Origin of the sequence: Sphingobium sp. MP9-4 (assembly GCF_005281675.1) — a bacterium.
In the GTDB taxonomy this organism is placed as follows: domain Bacteria; phylum Pseudomonadota; class Alphaproteobacteria; order Sphingomonadales; family Sphingomonadaceae; genus Sphingobium; species Sphingobium yanoikuyae.
Genome location: NZ_LUFI01000061.1, coordinates 16,228 through 35,619 on the forward strand (window position 1 = coordinate 16,228; position 19,392 = coordinate 35,619).

Here is a 19,392-nt window from a genome sequence, read left to right on the forward strand (position 1 = left end):
CGCGGCAATGCGTTTTTTTTGAACTTTCACGGGAAAGGGCTATTTTTGCCGTCAAAACATGGCAATCCGGGGCCATGCCGTGCCCCGGTCCGCAGCGATGGAGCCTTTGAAACTTGAACGCGCCCGAATCTTCCCCCCAATTTCTTGCGCGTGCCGACGGGCTGCGCCTCGCCTATCGCCATCGTCCGGGGCAGGGGCCGACCATCACCTTCCTGCCGGGCTACATGTCCGACATGGAAGGGAGCAAGGCGATCGCGCTCGACGCCTGGGCCGCCGAGCAGGGCAGGGCGATGCTGCGGCTCGACTATGCCGGTTGCGGCGCCAGCGAGGGCCGGTTCGAGGACGGCACGCTCGCCAGCTGGCGTGACGATGCTCTGGCCCTGATCGACGGGCTGACGCAGGGACCGCTGCTGCTGGTCGGATCGTCGATGGGCGGCTGGCTGGCGCTGCTGATCGCGCTGGCGCGCCCGGAACGGGTCATGGGACTGGTCGGCATCGCCGCCGCGCCCGACTTCACGCAGTGGGGTTTTACCGATGCCGACAAGGCGTTGCTGGCGACCGAGGGGCGGATCGAGGAACCCACGCCTTATGGCGACCATCCCTATGTAACGACGCTGGCCTTCTGGCAGTCCGGTCAGGCGCATAGGCTGCTGGACGATGCAATCGCGATCGACTGCCCGGTCCGGCTGCTCCAGGGCCAGTGCGATAGCGATGTCCCCTGGGAGATCGCGTTGCGCACGGCTGATCGGCTGCGTTCATCCGATGTGCAGACGCTGCTCATTAAGGATGGCGACCATCGCCTTTCCCGCGACGGCGACATCGCCCTGCTGATCCGCACCGTCGCTGCTCTTCTGGACAATCGCTGATGCCCGTCATCCTCCCCCTCCTGATGTTCATGCAGGCCTATGATCCCGAGATCGAGGCGGTGATGCGCAATAGCCGCAAGAAGAAGGAGGATGCTGCAGCGGCGGCCGCCTCCGCAGCGTCGGTACAGCAGGCCGCGGCCGCCCGTTCGGCGCCCGATGCCGATGGCCGCATCCCGGTCCCGGCGAAATTTGCCGGACCGTTCCAGGCCTGCCTCGACCAGGCGCTGGAATCGCCGGACAAGGCGATCACCTTCGCCCAGAATTGGCGGATCGACGGCGGCAGCTTCTACGCCCGCCACTGCATGGGCTTTGCCCTGTCGCGGGCGGAGCGCTGGGGGCCGGCGATCGTCGCCTTCGAACAGGCGGCGGAGGAAGCCGAGCGCGGCGGCGAGATCGTGCAGAGCGCACGCCTCTGGGGCCAGGCCGGCAATGCCGCCCTTGCCAGCGGCGACGCGAAGAAGGCGCGGGAGGATTTCGACGCGGCACTGGCGCGCGGCCTGCCCGACGGCATGGAAAAGGGCGAACTGCATCTCGATCGCGCCCGCGCGCTGGTGGCGCTGGGCGATACGGATGGCGCGCGCGGTTCGCTCGATACCGCGCTGACCCAGGCGCCCAAGGATCCGCTCGCCTGGCTGCTGTCGGCTACGCTGGCGCGCCGCACCGGCGAACTGTCACTGGCCCAGGCGCATATCGCCCGCGCCGTGCAATTGTCGCCCGATGATGCCTCGGTCGCGCTGGAGGAGGGCAATATCGCCGTCCTGACCGACCATGCCGACATCGCCCGCTCGGCCTGGCAGCGTGCGGCCAGATTGTCGCCGGACTCGCCTACGGGCAAGGCAGCGGCGGAAAATCTGGGACGTCTGGAACCGGAGGCAACGGCACCCAAGCCGGCGGGCTGATTGATCAGCAAGACTTTGTCACGGAACCCCCGTCCGATCCCGCCCGTTCGCCGACCGAGCGGGATAACGGAACGGATGGTGATGATATGACTGGCAAATTTTCCCGCATGATGGCGCTCGGCCTGTTGCTGGCTGGCGCGACCTCGCTCACTGCCTGCTCGCGCGGTGCAACCCGCGGTGGCCTGATCGGTGGCGCAGGCGGCGCGGTGATCGGCAGCGCGACCGGTCTCGGCACCACCGAGGGCGCTGTCATCGGTGGCACTGCCGGTGCGATCATCGGCGACAAGAGCGACTGTTCGAAGAAGGACCGCCGTCGGGGCCGCTGCTGACCCTATTTCAGGTAGAAATCCACGGTCGTGACGACGCGCACCTTCTTGTAGGGCGTGTCGCTCGATCCGTCGCCGCCCTCGCCGTCGCGCGGGTCGATCGAGAAATAGCCCTGGGTCGCGCTCTTGATGCCGCCGACGCCGGAGCCTGAGTCCTTGGCGAACTGTTCGGCTGCCGCGCGCGCATCCCGCGTCGCCGCCGCCACCATCGGTGGTTTGAGGTCGTTGAGCCTGGTGAAGCTGTAGCGCATCCCCGATCCTTCCTGCAGCGTCACGCCGCGCCGGACCAGGTCGAACTGCTGCGCGACGGCGCGCTGGGCGCGGGCAATGTCGGTCGTGCGCAGCAGCATCCGCTGGGTGATGGTGATATTGTTAATGCCATTGTTGAGATATTGGTTCACGCCCGCGCCGACCGGGGTCAGCGCATCAGGCTTGAACCCCAGGCTGGCGAAATAGGCCTTCAGTTCCTGGGTATTGGCGTCGATTTCCGCCCGTACCGTCGGCAGGTCGGTGCCGGTCGCCGAATAGCTGATCGACCAGGTGGCCAGGTCGGCGGTCACGTCCTTTTCGGCCAGGCCTCGCACCGTGACCGATCGGTCCGCCGCCCTCGCGCGCTTGAGGCCGTCACCCAGCAGGTAACCGCCCGCGATCACGCCGACCGCCAATACCGCCGCCGAACCCAGCAGCACCTTGTCCCGCATTTCCAGAGCCATGATCGCTTTCCTCTTCCGCCGGGCCGGTCCTGGTCCTATCTAGGGAGCTATCTGCCAATCTACCGATGAACCGTTGCTTTATGGCGACGAACGGAGAAAGCCTTGCTCAAATATCTGCACACGATGATCCGCGTCACGGATCTCGACAAGACCATCGGCTTTTTCGAGCTGCTCGGCCTCAGCGAAGTCAAGCGCTTCGACAGCGAGGCGGGCCGCTTCACCCTCGTCTATCTGGCCGCGCCGGGTGACGAGGACGCGCAGGTGGAACTGACCTACAACTGGCCGCCGCAGGATGGCAGCCCGGCGGAAGTCTATGATGGCGGCCGCAATTTCGGCCATCTCGCCTATCAGGTCGACAATATCTACGAGACCTGCCAGCGGCTGATGGACGCCGGCATCATCATCAACCGCCCGCCGCGCGATGGCCACATGGCCTTCATCCGCACCCCCGACAATATCTCGGTCGAACTGCTGCAGGACGGCCGGCTCGACCCGGCCGAACCCTGGGTGTCGATGCCCAATATCGGGGCCTGGTAAGCCGATGCTGCAGGTCGTCCGCGTCCCTGTCCTCTCGGACAATTATGTCTGGCTGTTGCATGATGATGCCAGCGGCCAGACGGTCGCGGTCGACCCGTCGGTCGCCGACCCCGTGCTGGCGGCGGCTGCGGAACGCGGCTGGACCATCGACCAGATCTGGAACACTCATTGGCACCCCGATCATGTCGGCGGCAATGCCGGTATCAAGGCTGCGACCGGCTGCCTCATCACCGGCCCGGCCGCCGAAGCGGCGAAGATCGACACGCTCGACCGGCAGGTGGGGGAGGGGGACAGCGTCCGCATCGGCGATCATGTCGCCATGGTGATGGCGGTGCCCGCCCATACCGCCGGCCATATCGCCTATCATCTGGCCGATGACGCGATCCTCTTCGTCGGCGACACGCTCTTCGCCATGGGCTGCGGCCGCCTGTTCGAAGGGACAGCGGCGCAGATGTTCGCCAATATGCAGCGGTTCAAGGCGCTGCCGGGCGATACCATCGTCTATTGCGCCCATGAATATACCGAGAGCAACGGCCGTTTCGCGCTGACGGTGGAGCCGGACAATGCCGCGCTTCAGGCGCGCATGGCGGATGTCGTTGCTGCCCGTGCGCATGGCGAGCCGACAGTGCCCACGACGATCGCGCTGGAACGCGACACCAACATCTTCATGCGCGCGCGGGACGTCGCCCAACTGGCGGAGCGGCGCGCCGGCAAGGACGCATTTTAGGCGCGGTCCTCGACGGATTCCGCGCTATCATGGCGTCCTGTTTGCAAGGACATGGATGGAGAGAGGCGATGCGCGCATGGATATGTCTGGCCCCGCTGGCGCTGGCGGCCTGCAGCGGCACTTATGAGCCCACCCCGCTGACCGAGAAGCAGGCGGCCAAGATGGACAAGGCGCTGGCCGGACTGGTGCCGGGCGACAAGGTGACCTGCGTCAACCGAGAGCCGCAGACCAATTTCACCGTCATCAGCGGCAATACGCTGCTGTACAGGGTCAGCCGCAAGCTCATCTACAAGAATGAACTGATCGGCAGCTGTAATGGCCTGGCCCGCGGCGACACGATGATCGTGCGCACCTTCGGTTCGCAATATTGCCGGGGCGACATCACGAGCAGCGCGGACCTGACGATCGGCATTCCGACCGGCAATTGCGCGCTGGGCGATTTCATTCCCTATCGTCCGCCGGCCCCGTAAGCCCGATTGGACGCGCCTACCCCTTGTAGAGCGCGTCCAGCCGGTCCTGATAGCGTTTGCGGATGACATGGCGCCGGATCTTCATCGACGGCGTCAGCTCCTCATTCTCGATCGCGAACGGCTCATCCGCCAGGATGAAGCGGCGCACCCGCTCGATCACCGACAGATCGTCATTGACCCGATCGACCGCCGCGCGCAGCGCCGCCAGATAGGTCGGATCATCGGTGATGCCCTTGATCGGCCGGCCATTGGCGGCCGCCCATTCCATCGTCCATTCCGAATCCGGCACCAGCAGGCCGACCAGATGCGGGCGACGATCGCCATAGACCATCGCCTGGCCGATCTCCGGCTGCAGCGTCAGCATGCCCTCGACCTTCTGCGGCGACACATTGTCGCCCTTGTCGTTGACGATCAGATCCTTCTTGCGGTCGGTGATGCGGATGCGGCCGCGATCGTCGATCTCGCCAATGTCACCGGTATGCAGCCAACCATCCTTCAGCACCTTCTCGGTCTCGGCCGGGTTGCGCCAATAGCCGTGCATCACCAGCTCGCCGCGCACCAATATCTCGCCATCCTCGGCGATCTTGACCTCGACGCCGTCCAGCGGCGGGCCGACCGTGTCCATCGCGATGCCGGCGGCGGGGCGGTTGCAACTGATCACCGGCCCGGCCTCGGTCTGGCCATAGCCCTGCAGCAGCATCAGCCCCATTGCCTCGAAGAACAGGCCGACATCCGGGTTCAGCGGCGCTCCGCCCGACACCAGCGCCTTCATCCGCCCGCCGAACCGCGCACGAATCTTGGGGATCAGGGTGCGCGACAGCAGCGCCTTCATCGGCAGGTCGACGATCGACGACTTGCCCTGCTGTTCCTTGGCGGCGATGCGCAGGGCCTGGTTGAGCAGATAGGTGGGGAATTTGCCCTGCTTCTCGATCGACTTGATGATGCGGGTGCGCAGCACCTCGAACAGGCGCGGCACCACGACCATGATGGTCGGCCGGGCTTCCTCGATATTGCTGGCCAGCTTCTCCAGCCCTTCGGCATAATAGATCTGCCCGCCCAGCAGCATCGGCAGGAACTGGCCGCCGCTATGCTCATAGGCGTGGCTCAGGGGCAGGAAGGACAGGAAAACCTCGTCGCCCCAGCCGAAATCCTCCAGCACCACCTGTCCCGCGCCTTCGACATTGGCCAGGATCGCGCCATGATGCTGCATCACGCCGCGCGGGGCGCCGCCGGTGCCGCTGGTATAGATGATGCACGCCTGGTCGCTGCGCGCGGCGGTCTGGGCCAGCGCGCAGGCATCGACATCGGCTGGATGGGCGGCGATCAGGTCGGACCACAGGCGGCAGGTATAATTGCCCTGCGCACCGCGGATCGGCTCCATCGGAATGACCAGGCTGACCTGCGATCGCAGCACCGCCGGCATCAGCGTCGTCGCCAGCTTGGCGGTCGACACGATCACCGCGCGCGCGCCGCTGTCGGTCAGGATATGCTGATGGTCGCGCGTCGTATTGGTGGTGTAGGTCGGCACCGTGATGCAGCCGGCGGCCATGATCGCCAGATCGGCGATGCAGAATTCCGGGCGATTTTCGCTGACCAGCATCACCGGGTCGCCGGGCTTCAGCCCTTCCGCCTTCAGCCCGGCCGCCATCGCTGCCACCTGGCGCGCGACTTCGGCCCAGCTCAGCGACTGCCAAGTCCCTTGCGTCTTGCGCCACAGGAAGGGTGCGTCGCCCTTTTCCTTGGCGCGGGCAAAGAACATGGTGACCAGATTGGGGAAACGTTCGATCGCCCTCACAGGCTCAACTCCTCTTACATCGGCGCGTCTGCCGCGCGCCTGCAGCGCCAGCTGGCTATAGCCCGGCCTTGCCGTAACGGCCATGCACAATAACGGGTTTCGGCGCATATCGCTGCGTCGAATCGGGAAAGCGCGCGCTCTAGAAAGGCTGGCCGAATGGCGCAAGCGCCAATGGGATCAGTCGAACAGCCCGTCCTGCGACCCGGCCGGGGGATTGAGGCCCAGATGCTTCCAGCCCGGCCCGTTGAGGCAACGCCCCCGCGCGGTGCGGGCGATCAGCCCCAACTGGATCAGATAGGGTTCGACCACTTCCTCGATCGTGTCGCGCGCTTCGGACAGACCGGCCGCCAGCGTCTCGACCCCCACCGGACCACCGCGATAGATGTCGGCGATCATGTGCAGATAGCGCCGGTCCATCAGGTCGAGGCCGAGATGATCGACCTCCAGCCGTTGCAGCGCCGCGTCCGCCACCTTGGCATCGACGGTCGGGGCGCCGGCGACGTTTGCAAAGTCGCGCACCCGGCGCAGCAGCCGCCCGGCGATGCGCGGCGTCCCGCGCGACCGGCGGGCGATCTCGATCGCGCCATCCGACGTGATCGCCAGGTCCAGCAGCCGCGCCGCGCGCCGGACCACCAGTTCCAGTTCGTCCACTGTGTAGAATTGCAATCGCACCGGAATGCCGAACCGATCGCGCAGCGGCGTCGTCAGCAGCCCCTGGCGCGTGGTCGCGCCGACCAGGGTGAAGCGCGGCAGGTCGATGCGCACCGACCGGGCCGACGGTCCCTCGCCGATCATCAGGTCGAGCGCCCGGTCCTCCATCGCGGGATAGAGTACTTCCTCGACCGCCGGATTGAGCCGGTGAATCTCGTCGACGAACAGGACATCGCCTTCGTCCAGATTGGTGAGCAGGGCGGCTAGGTCGCCCGACTTGGCGATCACCGGGCCGGACGTCGCGCGGAACCCCACGCCCATTTCCTTGGCGACGATCTGCGCCAGCGTCGTCTTGCCAAGACCCGGCGGGCCAAAGAACAGCACATGGTCCAGCGCCTCGCCACGGGTGCGCGCCGCCTGGATGAAGATGCGCAAATTCTCGCGCGCCGCCTGCTGCCCGACAAATTCGTCGAGCGACTTGGGCCGCAGCGCCGCATCGACGTCCTCGGCCCGGCGGGCCGGGGTGATCAGGCGATCGTCTTCGCTCACTTCGCCGCCTTCCGCAGTGCCAGGCGGACCAGCGCGTCAAGGCTGGCGCCGTCGCCCAGTTCCTCTTCGGCGGCGGCCACCGCGCCGCTTGCCTCGGCCGGCTTGAAGCCCAGATTCTGCAGCGCCGACAGCGCGTCGGCGGCAAAGCTGCCGGTCGGCAGCGCAACCACGCCCGGCATGCCCGGCGCCCCGGCCGGTGCCGCGCCGATCTTGTCCTTCAGCTCATTGACGATGCGCTGGGCCAGCTTGGGGCCGACGCCATTGGCGCGCGCGATCATCGCCTTGTCGCCCATCATGATCGCACGATGCAGCTCCAGCGGCTCCAGCGCCGACAATATCGCCAGCGCCACGCGCGATCCCACGCCCTGCACATGGGTCAGCAGCCGGTACCAGTCGCGCTCCTCGGCACGGGCAAAGCCGACCAGCCGGATCGAATCCTCGGCCACCAGCATCTCGGTATGGATGGTCACCGCCTCGCCCACCGGGCCGAGCGCCGCCAGCGTCCGCGACGACGCGCCGACCAGATAGCCGACCCCGCCGACATCGATGATGGCATGGTCGATGCCCGTGCTGTCCAGCCGTCCTTTGAGTTTCGCGATCATCGCCATTGCCCCATGGTCATGATCTGTTCTTTACAGCCTCTTGCGCCCCGCGCCAGACAAAAGCGCATGGCGGGTCGGGCACCAAATGGCGGCCCGTGCGTAATGCCGGTCGATTGCCATCCGCCAGAGGACCAAGAGACGATGCTGATGACCGCGCCGATGCTGACCCCGAAGGATTTCGAATTTCCCGCGATCATGCTGTCGGGCGTGGTCGACCATGGCATGTATCTGCATTTCAAGAATTGCCTGTCCACCGCGCCGCAGCAGGGGCTGGTGGTGGTTGAAATCTCCACCTTGGGCGGCGATCCGGAGATCGCGCGGATGATGGGGGAGGATATCCGCTTCCATTCGGACCTCTATCCCGAACGGCGGCTGGTCTTCCTCGGCAAGACCGCCGTCTATTCCGCCGGCGCCACCTTCATGAGCTTCTTCGCCACCGAGAATCGCTATCTGACGCGCGGCACCCGGCTGATGATCCATGAGCGGCTCATCACCAAGAACATCCATCTCGAAGGGCCGCTCTCCACCTGCATCGCTACATTGAAGGCTTCGCTCCACGAGATCGAGGCGTCGATCGCGATCCAGAATGAGGGCTTTGCCAATCTGATCCTGGGATCGCAGGTGACGATGGAGGAGGTGCTGCAGCGTGCGCCGGAAAACTGGTATCTGGAAGCCAATGAGGCCGCCGCGCTGGGCCTGGTGGCGACCGTGCTCTAAACGCTTGCGCGGCGGCATTTTCAGGCCTTTGATGCGCCATGGCCAAGACGCAGAAGCGATCCACCCTCTTTCCCTGGCGCTATGGCATGTTCCTCATGCTGCTGTTGTCGATCGCGCCGTTGATGCTGTGGCTGCCCTGGCATGAGGCGGTGATGGGCGGGTTCGACCTTGCCGCCATCGCCTTCTGCCTCGCCGCCGTGCCGCTGATCGATTCCGATCCGGCCCAGATGCGGCGCAAGGCCGTGCTCAATGACGCGAACCGGCAATTGATGCTGCTGCTGACCGGGGTGGTGTGCATTGTCATCCTGGTTGCGGTCGGCGTCGCCGCCAGCGCGCCGGGCCATCCCGATGCGGAAAGTGTCGTGCTGCTGCTGGCGACGCTCGTCATCGCCTGGCTCTTTTCCAACCTCGTCTATGCGATGCACTATGCCCATGCCTTCTACCTCGCTGATGAGAAGGGCAAGGATGCGGGCGGCCTGGATTTCCCGGACACGGACGAGCCGGTCTATTGGGACTTCCTCTATTTCGGCTTCACCCTGGGCATGACCTTCCAGACCTCCGACGTGTCGATCACCTCGACCGGGATGCGCCGCACGGTGACGCTCCATTGCCTCGCCGCCTTCGTCTTCAACCTCGGCATCCTCGCCTTCACCATCAACGTACTGGGCGGCTGAGCAATGGGCTTCATGGCTTGCTTACCAATATCGGCTATAAGCCCGGTCCCATGAGCAAGAGCGCCGATCCCTGCCCCAAATCCGCCGTCAGCCATGGTGTCGGCATTGCCGGCCTGGTCGGCCTCGGCCTGTGGACCCTGGTGGCGCGCCATTATGGCATGAACGGTCCCAATGCGGGGCTGGCCGCGGTGGTCGCCTGTGGCATACCGATGGTGCTCTGGTCGCTGCTGGTGGACAAGGTGCATCGCAACCCCAGCACCGGCGTCGACTGGAACGCGCCGGCTCGCTCGGTCCGCAGCATGCTCGACATCAGCCTGGTGAAGATTGCGGGCCTGTGGGCCACATGGCTCGCGATTGCCGTCTGCTACTGCATCGGCCGCTGGTATTGGACCGGCAGCTATCGCTTCTCCATGGATCTGCTGATGGCGGCGGCGCCCTGGCTGCTCTTGCTGTCCATCCCCTATGTCATCTGGCTCGACCGCCGGCTGGTCGAACCGCGCGATGCCTGTTTCGCCTTCGGCCAATGGGTCATTGGCGGCGCAGCCGGCAAGGCGGACATGGCGCAGGTCGCCAACCATGCCCGCGCCTGGGCGGTGAAGGGCTTTTTCACCGCCTTCATGATCAGCATCGTGCCGGGCAATTTCGCCAGCGTCATCGACTGGCGGCTCGACGGCCTGCTCCATAATCCGGTCGCGCTGACCGGTTTCCTGATCGGCATCATGTTCATGATCGACGTCTGCATGGCGACGGTCGGCTATCTGCTGACGATGAAGCCGCTGGATTCGCATATCCGCACCGCCAATCCCTATCTGGGCGGCTGGCTCGCGGCTTTGCTCTGCTATCCGCCCTTCGTCATGATGGGGGCGGGCGGCCCGTTCGACTATCATGGCGGCGGCGCCGAATGGGATGTCTGGACGCGGGGCATGCCGGCGCTGCAATGGGGGCTGGGCGCCTTGCTGGTGCTGCTGACCGCCATCTATGCCTGGGCGACGGTCGCCTTCGGCATCCGTTTCTCCAACCTCACCCATCGCGGCATATTGACCCATGGGCCTTATCGCTGGACCCGTCACCCGGCCTATCTGACCAAGAATCTCTTCTGGTGGTTCTCGTCGCTGCCCTTCCTCACCACCACGGGCAGCCTGACCGACATGGTGCGCAATTGCGCGCTGCTGGGGGTGACCAACGCTGTCTATTATTGGCGGGCCAAGACGGAGGAGCAGCATCTGTCCGCCGATCCCGCCTATCAGGCCTATAGCGATTGGATGGCGCGCAATGCCCCGGTGCCACGCTTCTTCGCCTGGGTCGTCGGCCGCAAGCCGGACGCGCCACGGGAAACCCAGCCCGCCGAATGACCGGCGGGCCGGGTAGGATCAGAAGCTTTCCTCGGCATAGACGCGGCTGACATCGCCGCCCCATTCGCCATGATAGCGGTCGAGCAGCCGCTCGGCCGGGGTCTTGCCGGTGGCGATCACTTCATCGAGCGCCGACAGATAGCCGGTCTCATTGTCGCCCGCGGCGTTGAACCGCTGGCGCGCGGCCAGACCCGAGCGGGCGATATCCAGCACCTGCGGCGCGATGTCGCGCAGCGTGCGCCCGCCCGGCACCGGCGCGTCGAGGCCCAGCTTCGGCACGGAATCGCGCAGCACCTGCCGCTCTTCCATGCTCCAGTCCTTGACCAGATCCCAGGCCGCGTCGAGCGCACCCTGATCATAGAGCAGGCCGACCCACAGGGCCGGCAGCGCGCAGATGCGTCTCCACGGTCCGCCGTCGGACCCGCGCATTTCCAGGAAGCTCTTGAGGCGCACTTCGGGGAAGGCGGTGGAGAGATGATCCTCCCAATCCTTCTCGGTCGGCTTCTCGCCGGGCAGCACCGACAGCTTGCCGTCCAGGAAGTCGCGGAAGGAAAGCCCCGCCGCATCGATATATTTGCCGTCGCGATAGACGAAATACATCGGCACATCGAGCGCATAGTCGGCATAGCGCTCGTAACCGAAGCCATCCTCGAACACGAAGGGCAGCATGCCGGTGCGCTGCGGGTCGGTGTCCGACCAGATATGGCTGCGATAGGACAGGAAGCCGTTCGGCTTGCCCTCGGTGAAGGGCGAATTGGCGAACAGCGCGGTGCCCAGCGGCTGCAGCGCCAGCGAGACGCGGAACTTCTGCACCATGTCCGCCTCGCTGCCATAATCGAGGTTGGTCTGGATGGTGCAGGTGCGCAGCATCATGTCCAGGCCCATCGATCCCACGCGCGGCATGTGCCGCAGCATGATGTCGTACCGACCCTTGGGCATGATCGGCAGCTCGGCGCGGGTCTTGTCCGGCCACATGCCCAGACCCAGGAAGCCCAGCCCCAGCATGTCGCCGACATATTTCACCTGTTCCAGATGGCGGCCGGTCTCGGCGCAGGTCTGGTGCAGATTGTCGAGCGGCGCACCGCTCAGTTCCAGCTGGCCCGCCGGTTCCAGGCTGATCGTGCCGTCGGCGCCGGACAAGGCGATGATATTCTCGCCCTCGAACACCGGGCTCCAGCCATAGCGGGTCAGGCCGATCAGCAGCGTGTGGATGCCGCCCTTTTCCTCATAGGCCGGGGCGTGATGGTCCTTCGTCGAATAGACGAATTTCTCGTGTTCGGTGCCGATCCGCCAGCGATCCTTGGGCTTGGCGCCCTTGGCAAAGGCCGCGATCAGCTGATCGCGGCTTTCGATGACGGGATCATGTCCGCCTGAGTCTGTTCTGGTGCTCATGCCCCGCCCTTAGTCTTTCCCCTTTGCGCGTCAAATCGAGGCGCGAATGCGACAGATAAGGCAGGCCTATGTCCGCTTCAATTGGTTGCGGAAGAAAACCATTAGCCCCAGTCGCCATTCACCGTCATCCAGGCCGCCGTCGCGGCGATCGCGGCCGTCTCCGCGCGCAGGATTCGCGGGCCAAGCGACACCGGCACCGCGCCCGGCGTCGCCCGGATCGCCTCGCGCTCGGCCGGGTCGAATCCGCCCTCCGGCCCGACCAGGAAGGCCGCCGGGCCGGGATGGGCGCGCAAGGTTTCGTCCAGCGATGCCCCGCCGGTCTCGTCGGCGAAGAACAGATGCCGCTCGGCCGACCAGCCCTTCAGCAGCGCGTCGAGCTTCATCATTTCGGTCAGCTCGGGCAGGGCGGTGCGGCCGCATTGCTCGGCCGCCTCGACCAGATGGGCGTGCAGCCGGTCGAGATTGAGCTTGTCGACCACCGCCCGCCGGGTCAGCACCGGCTGCAGTCGCGCCACGCCCAGTTCGCACGCCTTTTCCGCGATCAGGTCGATCCGCCCCTTCTTGATCGGCGCGCAGCACAGCCAGAAATCGGGCACCACCTCCGGCGGCTTGGTTTGCTGCACGCATTCCAGCACCAGGTCGCGCTTGCGGATATCGCGCGCCCGCGCCGCCCATTCGCCCGACTTGCCGTCGAACAGCAGCACGATATCGTCCGGCTTCACCCGCATCACGCTGATGAGGTAATGGGCGCCGTTGCCATCCACCGGCACGGCGACCCCTTCGCCCAGCAGCGTTTCGACATGCAGGCGCGGGGCGCTCTGCGGCGGCCAGGCGGGGGTAGCGGTCATTTTGTCTCGTCCATTCCGGCCGCGCTTGTCGTCGGCCCGATCTTCCCTAAAGAGGAAAGCGCGTTCCCGACAAGCGCGGGACGAACGGAGTTGCAGTGAATCAGTCGATCGTCCCCGACAGCGAAGCGCGCGGCCTGCTTGCGCGCCTGCCGGAAACCCCGCGAATCCTGGCCTCGCTGGCCCGACTCGACCGGCCGATCGGCTGGTGGCTGCTATTCTGGCCCGGCGCCTGGGCGGTGGCGCTGGCGGGCGGCGCCTTTGTCCGCTGGCCGCTGATCCTCTGGCTGCTGCTCGGCAGCATCGCGATGCGCGGCGCGGGCTGCGTCTTCAACGACATCGTCGATCGCGATCTCGACGCGCGGGTCGCGCGCACCGCCGCCCGGCCGCTCGCCAGCGGCGCGATGTCGGTCAAGACCGCCTGGGCCTGGCTGCTCGCGCTCTGCCTGATCGGCCTGATCGTGCTGTTTCAGCTCAGCGGCTATGCCCAGGTCGTGGCGCTCGGCTCGCTGGCGCTGGTCGCCGCCTATCCCTTCATGAAGCGGATCACTGGCTGGCCGCAGGTCTGGCTCGGCATCGTCTTTTCCTGGGCGGCGCTGGTCGGCTGGAGCGAGATTGCCGGCGCGCTGACCCTGCCGGGCCTGTGCCTCTATGCCGGCTGCATCTTCTGGGTGCTGGGCTATGACACCATCTATGCGCTGCAGGACCGGGAGGATGACGCGCTGATCGGCATCGGCTCCAGCGCCTTGTCGATGGGCCGCCATGTCCGGGGCGGGGTGACGCTCTGCTATCTCGTCGCGCTTGCGCTCTGGGCCTCTGCTATCTGGCAGGTCCGGCCGCAGTTGCTGGCGCTGATCGCGCTGGCGCCGATGGCGGCCCATCTGCTCTGGCAGGTCGGCACACTGAAGGAAGACGGCACCGATCCGCTCGTCAAATTCCGCTCCAACCGTTTTGCAGGATTGCTGATGTTCCTTGCCTGTCTGGTCGTCGGGAGTGCCGGCGCATGAGCATGACCGGTCTGCCCACCCCCGGCGCGGATTGCTGGCGCATCGAACAGGCGGTGCGCGCCAGCGTGATCGTCGATGCCGACGCCTATTTCCGCCATGCCCGCGCCGCGATGTTGAAGGCGAAGAAGCGGATCATGCTGATCGGCTGGGATTTCGATGCCGCCATCAGCCTGATCCGCGAGGACCAGGCCGATGATGGCGCGCCGGTGGTGATCGGCGACTTCATCAGCTGGCTGGTGGAACGCACGCCGGACCTGGAAATCTATCTGCTGCGCTGGGACATGGGCGCGATGAAGTCGATGGTCCGGCCGACCAACCTCTTCACCACGCTCAAATGGATGGCCCATCCGCGCGTCACGGTGAAGCTGGACGGCCATCATCCCCCCGCCGCCTCGCATCACCAGAAGATCGTGGTGATCGACGATTGCTTCGCCTTTTGCGGCGGCATCGACATGACCGGCGACCGCTGGGACACGCGCCATCATCGCGACGAGGATCCTGCCCGTCGCCATCCCGACGGCTCGCCCTATGGCCCCTGGCATGATGCGACCACCGCCTTGCAGGGGCCGGTGGCGATGGCGCTGGGCGACCATGCCCGCGCCCGCTGGGTCGGCGCCGGCGGTGATGAACTGGCCCCGGTCGAGGGTGAATATGATTGCTGGCCCGACGCGCTGCCGGTCCATTTCGAGCATGTCGATGTCGCCATTGCCCGCTCCGCGCCGAAGATGGACGATCAGGACGAACTGATCGAGATCGAGAAGCTCTATCTCCACCAGATCGCGGCCGCCCGGCACTGCATCTATGCCGAAAGCCAATATTTCGCCTCGCGTCGCATTGCCGAGGCGATCGCCAAGCGGCTGGGTGATCCGGACGGACCGGACATCGTCATCATCAACCCGCTCCAGGCCGATGGCTGGCTGGAACAGCAGGCGATGGACACCGCTCGCGCCCGCCTGTTCGAGGCGCTCAAGGAGCGTGACCCGCATGGCAAGCTGCGCATCTACCACCCCTTCACCACGCGCGGCGCCCCCATCTATGTCCATGCCAAGATATTGATCGTCGACGATCGGCTGATCCGCGTCGGATCGTCCAACATGAACAACCGCTCGATGCGGCTCGATACCGAATGCGACGTGGTGATCGACACCGCGCTGCCCGGCAATGACGGCCGGCAGGAGGCGATCTTGGCCATTCGCGACGACCTGATCGCCGAACATCTCGACTTGCCGCGCGAACGGGTGTCGGCGGTGATCGCCCAGCGCGGCCTGATCGCCGCGATCGAGGAATTGCGCACCAAGCCGGGTCGCACCCTGCGCCCCTATGAGGTGCCGGACCTCGCCGATGTCCAGGCCTGGCTCGCCGACAATGAGGTGCTTGATCCCGAAGGCCCGGACGAGATGTTCGAAGCGGTCAGCGAGCGCGGCCTGTTCCGCCGGATGAAGGGCTGGTTCGGCCGGAGCTAAACTATAGTGAGGGCAGTCGCGATCCGCTCCACCGCGATCGCGAAGCCTTCGGCCTGCTGCGCGAAGCCCAGCCGGATATGCGCCGGTTGACCGAAGCAGTCGCCCGGCGCCAGCAGCACACCCTGCGCCGCCAGCGCCTCGCACAGCGGTCGGCTGTTGCGCCCGTCGCCCAGCCAGGGGAAGGCGGTGGTGCCCCCCTGCGGCCGCACCCATTGCAGCTTGCCGTCGGCTTCCGCGATCAGTCGGTCGAGGACAGCGATGTTGACAGTGGCAACGGCCTTCAACCGATCGGTGATGGCCGCGCTATGCTCCAGCGCATGGGTCGCCAGCCGCTCCAGCAGCGGCGAACTGCTGATCGTGAAATAACTGCGCGCGTCGATGATCCGGGCGCGCTGCGCGGCGTCGGGCGCGATGATCCACCCCATCCGCAATCCCGGCAGCGACAGCGCCTTGGACATGTCGCTGGTGACATAGGCGTTGGGGATGCCGGCGGCCGATTTCTGCGCGTCGCCGAAATAGAGCGGATGATAGACCTCGTCGACCAGCAGCGGCACGCCGCGCTCGGCCAATGCCGCCGCCAGCCGTGCGATCTCCGCGCGCGGCATCACCGATCCGCTGGGATTATGCGGCGTATTGACCACCACCCCGGCGGTGTCGCCATCGACCAGCGCCAGGATCGCATCCACATCCTGCGCAAAGCCGGTCTCACGCGTCAGCGCATAGGGCCGCGTCCCCAGCCCCCAGGCCTGCGCCACCGCCGCATAGGCCGGATAGCCGGGATCCGGCATCAGCATATGCGCGCCCGGCCGCGCGGCTAGGCAGAAGAAGATCGACAGCGCCTCCGACGATCCGGTGGTGACCACCACCCTGTCAGCTTCGCTGTCATGAAAGGCGGCGATCGCCGCGCGCAAGGCCGCGCTCCCCTCGGGCGGCGCATAGCTCAGCACAACATCGTCGATCGCCAGCGGCGCGTCGCCCAGCGCGCAAATCTCCGCCACGCTCCAGCGCGGCCCGGTGCTCGACGCCAGATTATAGGCGATCGGCGGCGTCGCGAAATCATAGGCCGACAGCCAATGGTCGAGAGCAAAGGGCGGCAGGTCCATGGCACAACTCCGTGATCAGGCCACCACAGTCGGCAATCGGCGCCGACCGGCAAGGTCCAGTCGCGGAAAGGCGGCTCCTAGAGGCCCAGCGCCTTGCGCAATTGCGCATTGATCCGGCTCTGCCAGCCCGGACCGGTCGCGCGGAAGGCGTCCAGCACCGCCTGATCGAGCCGCAGAGTCACTTGCTGCTTGGGCCGGTCCGATTTCGGCCGGCCGGGCTTGGTGAGCGTGCCGGTGCCAGGACGAACAATCTTCCCACCGACCCGAAATTCAGCATGCGTGAAGAAATGGTCGTCCAGTTCCGGCGCATCATCTGGGTCGACCCAGGGCGTTTTCAAATCTGGCTCTTTCTCGGTCATTTGCATGTCTCATTGAAATGATGCGCCGTCCGTCGTCGCGTGGTGTCCACACCAAAATCACCGCTCTGCCATGGAGATAGCCATAGGTGATGAACCGATCCTCACCATAGTCCTTGCGGTCGTCCAGAGCTGTCAGTTCCGGCCCTTCGAACAGCGTAAGCGCATCAGCAAAGTCCAGCCCACGCTCTTCCAGCGTTGCCTGCCGTTTGGCGGGATCGAAACTGATGTTCATCATTCCACCTTACCGTTGAGGATTATCCGTTTTTTATCGGCGGGGTGGAAAACGCCATTGCCAAAGTCGCACAATAGCGGTGAGTCGTCAATATTTGTAACTACAAAAACTATTGCGACGCCAGCAGCGCCTCGGCGCCGTGCAGGTTGACCGACACCAGCCGGCTGACGCCGCGCTCCACCATGGTGACGCCGAACAGTCGGTGCATGCGCGCCATCGACACCGCATTATGGGTGACGATCAGGTAGCGGGTGCGGGTCTGGGCGACCATCGCGTCGAGCAGGTCGCAGAAACGCTCGACATTGGCATCGTCCAGCGGCGCGTCGACTTCGTCCAGCACGCAGATCGGCGCCGGATTGGTGAGGAACAGGCCGAAGATCAGCGCCACCGCGGTCAGCGCCTGTTCGCCGCCCGACAACAAAGTCAGCGCCGCCAGCTTCTTGCCCGGCGGCTGGGCCATGATCTCCAGCCCCGCCTCCAGCGGATCGTCGCTGTCGATCAGTTCCAGATGCGCCTGACCGCCGTTGAACAGCGTCGTGAACAGCCGGCGGAAATGGCCGTCCACCGCCTCGAACGCCGCGAGCAGCCGCTGCCGCCCCTCGCGGTTGAGGCTGCCGATCGATCCGCGCAGCTGGTTGATCGCCTGGGTCAGTTCCGCGCTTTCGGACCGGCTGGTCGCCTGGATCGTCTCCAGCTCCTCCAGTTCCTGCGCCGCGACCAGATTCACCGGGCCGATCCGCTCGCGCTCGGCCGACAGTCGGTCATGCTCGGCCTGCTCGCTCTGGGCGATGCGGATGTCGGCGCTGGGAAAGCCCAGTTTCTCCGGCAGCACCGGTGGCGGGCATTCGAACCGCTCGCCCGACAGGCGGTTCGTCTCGATCCGCCGCTCGTCCGCCGCCTCTGCCCGCGCCACCGCCGTCGCCCGCGCCTCACGCGCACCGGCCAGCGCCTCGCCGGCATCGGCCGCACGCTTTTCGGCTGCCTTCAGCGTCGCCTCGGCCTCGATCTCGGCGCGGCGGGCCTGTTCGGCGCGTTCGACCTGCGCCTCGCGCTCCTCGGTCAGCGTGGCGATGCTGGCGCCCAGCGCCTCGGGCTGGCCCTCGATCGCGGCACGCTCCTGCACCACCGTCTCGCCGCGTGATGCCATGGCGGCGATGCGCTTGGCGGCCTCGCCGGCGCGGGTGTTCCATCCCTTGGCCTCGGCATCGGCGGCCGCCATGCGCTCGCGATCGCTCGACAGCGCCCGGTCGGCCAGTGCCTGGTCGGCCTGCAACTGGCTGACGGCCATGCGCGCCTTCTCGCTCGCCTGCGACAGTGCCGCCACCTGCGCCCGCGTCTCGGCGCCATCGGGCAGGGCGGCCCGCGCGGCCGACGCCTTGTCATGCTCGGCCTGCGCCGTCTCCTGGTCGCGCCGGGCCTCGGCCAGCCGTTCCTCGATCGCCTCGCGCCTGCCGCTCAGCCGCTCCAGCGCCCCCGCCGCCTCGTCCGCCGCGCGCAGCGCCGTGCGCAGCCGCTGGTCCGCATCGCTCAATTTGGTGCGCCCGGCCGCCAGCGCATCCACCGCCGCCTTCTCGCGCGCGCCAGCCTCGGCCTGTTCCGCCTGCGCACCCTCGACCGCCTGCGCCGCCTCTGGGCGCGCAGCATCGATCGCCTCCAGCCGGTTGATGCGGATCAGCCGTTCGGCGGCCGCCGCGCCACCCTCGACCGCGACATAGCCGTCCCAGCGCCGCAATTGCCCATCCAGCGTCACCAGCCGCTGGCCGACCTGCAGCGTCTGGCCGTTGTCGCGCTCCACCACCGCCACCTGCGCCAGCCGCCGCGCCAGCGCCGCGGGCGCGGTCACATGCGCGGCCAGCGGGCTGGCGCCGTCGGGCAAGCCGGGATCATCCTTCAACGCGTCAGCGCCCGCCCAGCGACGCGGCCCTTCCGCCCCGATCGGTGCTTCCAGATCATCGCCCAGCGCTGCCGCCAGCGCCCGCTCATAGCCCGGTGCCGCCTTCAACTGGTCAAGCGCCCGCGCCCGGCCGCTGCCGCCGGCATCGATCGCCTTGCGCAGTGCCGTCGCCTCGCTGTCCAGCGCCGCCAGCGCGGCCCGCGCCGATGCCAGCGCCGC

General features: G+C 66.5%; 20 protein-coding genes and 1 pseudogene. 11 read left to right on the forward strand and 10 right to left on the reverse strand.

Annotated elements, in window-relative coordinates; genetic code table 11:
* The first annotated feature begins 113 nt into the window (after positions 1-113).
* The 3 genes from A0U87_RS19505 (at position 114) to A0U87_RS19515 (ending at position 2,094) form a co-directional block, all read left to right on the forward strand.
* Positions 114-866, forward strand: coding sequence for an alpha/beta hydrolase (locus A0U87_RS19505; RefSeq protein ID WP_048939114.1), 753 nt, complete (start codon positions 114-116; stop codon positions 864-866).
* Entirely contained in the window at positions 866-1,765 is a 900-nt protein-coding gene (locus A0U87_RS19510; RefSeq protein ID WP_048939113.1) for a tetratricopeptide repeat protein, read from the forward strand. The genes A0U87_RS19505 and A0U87_RS19510 overlap by 1 nt, the downstream gene beginning before the upstream one ends.
* An 86-nt stretch (positions 1,766-1,851) precedes the next feature.
* Entirely contained in the window at positions 1,852-2,094 is a 243-nt protein-coding gene (locus A0U87_RS19515; RefSeq protein WP_010337538.1) for a hypothetical protein, read from the forward strand.
* A 2-nt stretch (positions 2,095-2,096) separates the two neighbouring features.
* Here A0U87_RS19515 and A0U87_RS19520 read toward each other — a convergent pair whose 3' ends face one another.
* Positions 2,097-2,804 carry an SIMPL domain-containing protein gene (locus tag A0U87_RS19520; protein WP_004209277.1) on the reverse strand — a complete coding sequence of 236 codons (708 nt, stop codon included), beginning with the start codon at positions 2,802-2,804 and terminating at the stop codon, positions 2,097-2,099.
* Between the two features lie 102 nt (positions 2,805-2,906).
* Between A0U87_RS19520 and A0U87_RS19525 the strand changes: the two genes are divergently transcribed.
* The 3 genes from A0U87_RS19525 (at position 2,907) to A0U87_RS19535 (ending at position 4,538) form a co-directional block, all read left to right on the forward strand.
* Entirely contained in the window at positions 2,907-3,341 is a 435-nt protein-coding gene (locus A0U87_RS19525) for a VOC family protein (protein WP_037519309.1), read from the forward strand.
* A 4-nt stretch (positions 3,342-3,345) separates the two neighbouring features.
* Positions 3,346-4,068, forward strand: coding sequence for a hydroxyacylglutathione hydrolase (gloB, locus tag A0U87_RS19530; protein WP_048939112.1), 723 nt, complete (start codon positions 3,346-3,348; stop codon positions 4,066-4,068).
* Between the two features lie 68 nt (positions 4,069-4,136).
* Positions 4,137-4,538, forward strand: a complete 402-nt coding sequence (locus tag A0U87_RS19535) for a hypothetical protein (protein WP_037513228.1) — start codon at positions 4,137-4,139, stop codon at positions 4,536-4,538.
* A gap of 16 nt (positions 4,539-4,554) precedes the next feature.
* Here the strand turns inward: A0U87_RS19535 and A0U87_RS19540 are convergent, their stop codons facing one another.
* From A0U87_RS19540 to ruvA, 3 genes are all read right to left on the reverse strand, one after another.
* Complete coding sequence (locus tag A0U87_RS19540; protein WP_010337533.1) at positions 4,555-6,333, reverse strand: AMP-dependent synthetase/ligase; 1,779 nt, start codon at positions 6,331-6,333, stop codon at positions 4,555-4,557.
* A 177-nt stretch (positions 6,334-6,510) separates the two neighbouring features.
* The gene (ruvB, locus tag A0U87_RS19545; protein ID WP_037519314.1) at positions 6,511-7,533 is read right to left on the reverse strand and encodes a Holliday junction branch migration DNA helicase RuvB; all 1,023 of its coding nucleotides are present in this window, start codon (positions 7,531-7,533) and stop codon (positions 6,511-6,513) included.
* Positions 7,530-8,135 (reverse strand): Holliday junction branch migration protein RuvA, encoded by a 606-nt coding sequence (ruvA, locus tag A0U87_RS19550; RefSeq protein ID WP_037513240.1) that lies wholly within the window; start codon positions 8,133-8,135, stop codon positions 7,530-7,532. Before ruvA ends, ruvB begins: the two co-directional genes overlap by 4 nt.
* Positions 8,136-8,276: 141 nt before the next feature.
* On the opposite strand from ruvA, the gene A0U87_RS19555 reads away from it, so the two are divergent.
* The 3 genes from A0U87_RS19555 to A0U87_RS19565 are packed head-to-tail and all read left to right on the forward strand — an operon-like array spanning position 8,277 to position 10,878.
* A complete protein-coding gene (locus A0U87_RS19555; RefSeq protein ID WP_004209285.1) occupies positions 8,277-8,852 on the forward strand; it encodes a hypothetical protein in 576 nt (191 codons plus the stop codon).
* A gap of 38 nt (positions 8,853-8,890) precedes the next feature.
* A complete protein-coding gene (locus tag A0U87_RS19560; RefSeq protein WP_048939111.1) occupies positions 8,891-9,526 on the forward strand; it encodes a DUF1345 domain-containing protein in 636 nt (211 codons plus the stop codon).
* 50 nt (positions 9,527-9,576) lie between these two features.
* Entirely contained in the window at positions 9,577-10,878 is a 1,302-nt protein-coding gene (locus A0U87_RS19565; protein WP_048939110.1) for an isoprenylcysteine carboxylmethyltransferase family protein, read from the forward strand.
* A gap of 18 nt (positions 10,879-10,896) precedes the next feature.
* Here A0U87_RS19565 and A0U87_RS19570 read toward each other — a convergent pair whose 3' ends face one another.
* Positions 10,897-12,270 (reverse strand): glutamate--cysteine ligase, encoded by a 1,374-nt coding sequence (locus tag A0U87_RS19570; RefSeq protein ID WP_137405904.1) that lies wholly within the window; start codon positions 12,268-12,270, stop codon positions 10,897-10,899.
* 101 nt (positions 12,271-12,371) lie between these two features.
* A complete protein-coding gene (locus tag A0U87_RS19575) occupies positions 12,372-13,118 on the reverse strand; it encodes a 16S rRNA (uracil(1498)-N(3))-methyltransferase (protein ID WP_048939108.1) in 747 nt (248 codons plus the stop codon).
* Positions 13,119-13,213: 95 nt separating this feature from the next.
* Between A0U87_RS19575 and ubiA the strand changes: the two genes are divergently transcribed.
* On the forward strand, positions 13,214-14,122 hold the full coding sequence (gene ubiA, locus A0U87_RS19580; RefSeq protein WP_048939107.1) for a 4-hydroxybenzoate octaprenyltransferase: 909 nt from the start codon (positions 13,214-13,216) through the stop codon (positions 14,120-14,122).
* Positions 14,119-15,585, forward strand: coding sequence for a phospholipase D-like domain-containing protein (locus tag A0U87_RS19585; protein WP_048939106.1), 1,467 nt, complete (start codon positions 14,119-14,121; stop codon positions 15,583-15,585). Before ubiA ends, A0U87_RS19585 begins: the two co-directional genes overlap by 4 nt.
* Here the strand turns inward: A0U87_RS19585 and A0U87_RS19590 are convergent.
* The 4 genes and pseudogenes from A0U87_RS19590 to A0U87_RS19605 all read right to left on the reverse strand — a co-directional run.
* Positions 15,582-16,688, reverse strand: a complete 1,107-nt coding sequence (locus A0U87_RS19590) for a pyridoxal phosphate-dependent aminotransferase (protein WP_122928480.1) — start codon at positions 16,686-16,688, stop codon at positions 15,582-15,584. The two genes, A0U87_RS19585 and A0U87_RS19590, sit on opposite strands and share 4 nt — an antisense overlap.
* A 77-nt stretch (positions 16,689-16,765) precedes the next feature.
* Entirely contained in the window at positions 16,766-17,047 is a 282-nt protein-coding gene (locus A0U87_RS19595) for a BrnA antitoxin family protein (RefSeq protein ID WP_048939104.1), read from the reverse strand.
* Entirely contained in the window at positions 16,998-17,282 is a 285-nt protein-coding gene (locus tag A0U87_RS19600; RefSeq protein WP_234415691.1) for a BrnT family toxin, read from the reverse strand. The genes A0U87_RS19595 and A0U87_RS19600 overlap by 50 nt, the downstream gene beginning before the upstream one ends.
* 106 nt (positions 17,283-17,388) lie before the next feature.
* Positions 17,389-19,392, reverse strand: a pseudogene (locus A0U87_RS19605) (chromosome segregation protein); the annotation flags it as partial.

Excerpts from the sequence above, each read along its gene's own strand:
- A0U87_RS19510 (WP_048939113.1), top strand. The coding sequence starts at position 866 with ATGCCCGTCATCCTCCCCCTCCTGATGTTCATGCAGGCCTATGATCCC.
- A0U87_RS19515 (WP_010337538.1), top strand. The coding sequence starts at position 1,852 with ATGACTGGCAAATTTTCCCGCATGATGGCGCTCGGCCTGTTGCTGGCT.
- A0U87_RS19520 (WP_004209277.1), bottom strand. The coding sequence starts at position 2,804 with ATGGCTCTGGAAATGCGGGACAAGGTGCTGCTGGGTTCGGCGGCGGTA.
- gloB (WP_048939112.1), top strand. The coding sequence starts at position 3,346 with ATGCTGCAGGTCGTCCGCGTCCCTGTCCTCTCGGACAATTATGTCTGG.
- A0U87_RS19535 (WP_037513228.1), top strand. The coding sequence starts at position 4,137 with ATGCGCGCATGGATATGTCTGGCCCCGCTGGCGCTGGCGGCCTGCAGC.
- ruvA (WP_037513240.1), bottom strand. The coding sequence starts at position 8,135 with ATGATCGCGAAACTCAAAGGACGGCTGGACAGCACGGGCATCGACCAT.
- A0U87_RS19555 (WP_004209285.1), top strand. The coding sequence starts at position 8,277 with ATGCTGATGACCGCGCCGATGCTGACCCCGAAGGATTTCGAATTTCCC.
- A0U87_RS19560 (WP_048939111.1), top strand. The coding sequence starts at position 8,891 with ATGGCCAAGACGCAGAAGCGATCCACCCTCTTTCCCTGGCGCTATGGC.
- A0U87_RS19565 (WP_048939110.1), top strand. The coding sequence starts at position 9,577 with ATGAGCAAGAGCGCCGATCCCTGCCCCAAATCCGCCGTCAGCCATGGT.
- A0U87_RS19570 (WP_137405904.1), bottom strand. The coding sequence starts at position 12,270 with ATGAGCACCAGAACAGACTCAGGCGGACATGATCCCGTCATCGAAAGC.
- A0U87_RS19575 (WP_048939108.1), bottom strand. The coding sequence starts at position 13,118 with ATGACCGCTACCCCCGCCTGGCCGCCGCAGAGCGCCCCGCGCCTGCAT.
- A0U87_RS19585 (WP_048939106.1), top strand. The coding sequence starts at position 14,119 with ATGAGCATGACCGGTCTGCCCACCCCCGGCGCGGATTGCTGGCGCATC.
- A0U87_RS19590 (WP_122928480.1), bottom strand. The coding sequence starts at position 16,688 with ATGGACCTGCCGCCCTTTGCTCTCGACCATTGGCTGTCGGCCTATGAT.
- A0U87_RS19595 (WP_048939104.1), bottom strand. The coding sequence starts at position 17,047 with ATGACCGAGAAAGAGCCAGATTTGAAAACGCCCTGGGTCGACCCAGAT.
- A0U87_RS19600 (WP_234415691.1), bottom strand. The coding sequence starts at position 17,282 with ATGATGAACATCAGTTTCGATCCCGCCAAACGGCAGGCAACGCTGGAA.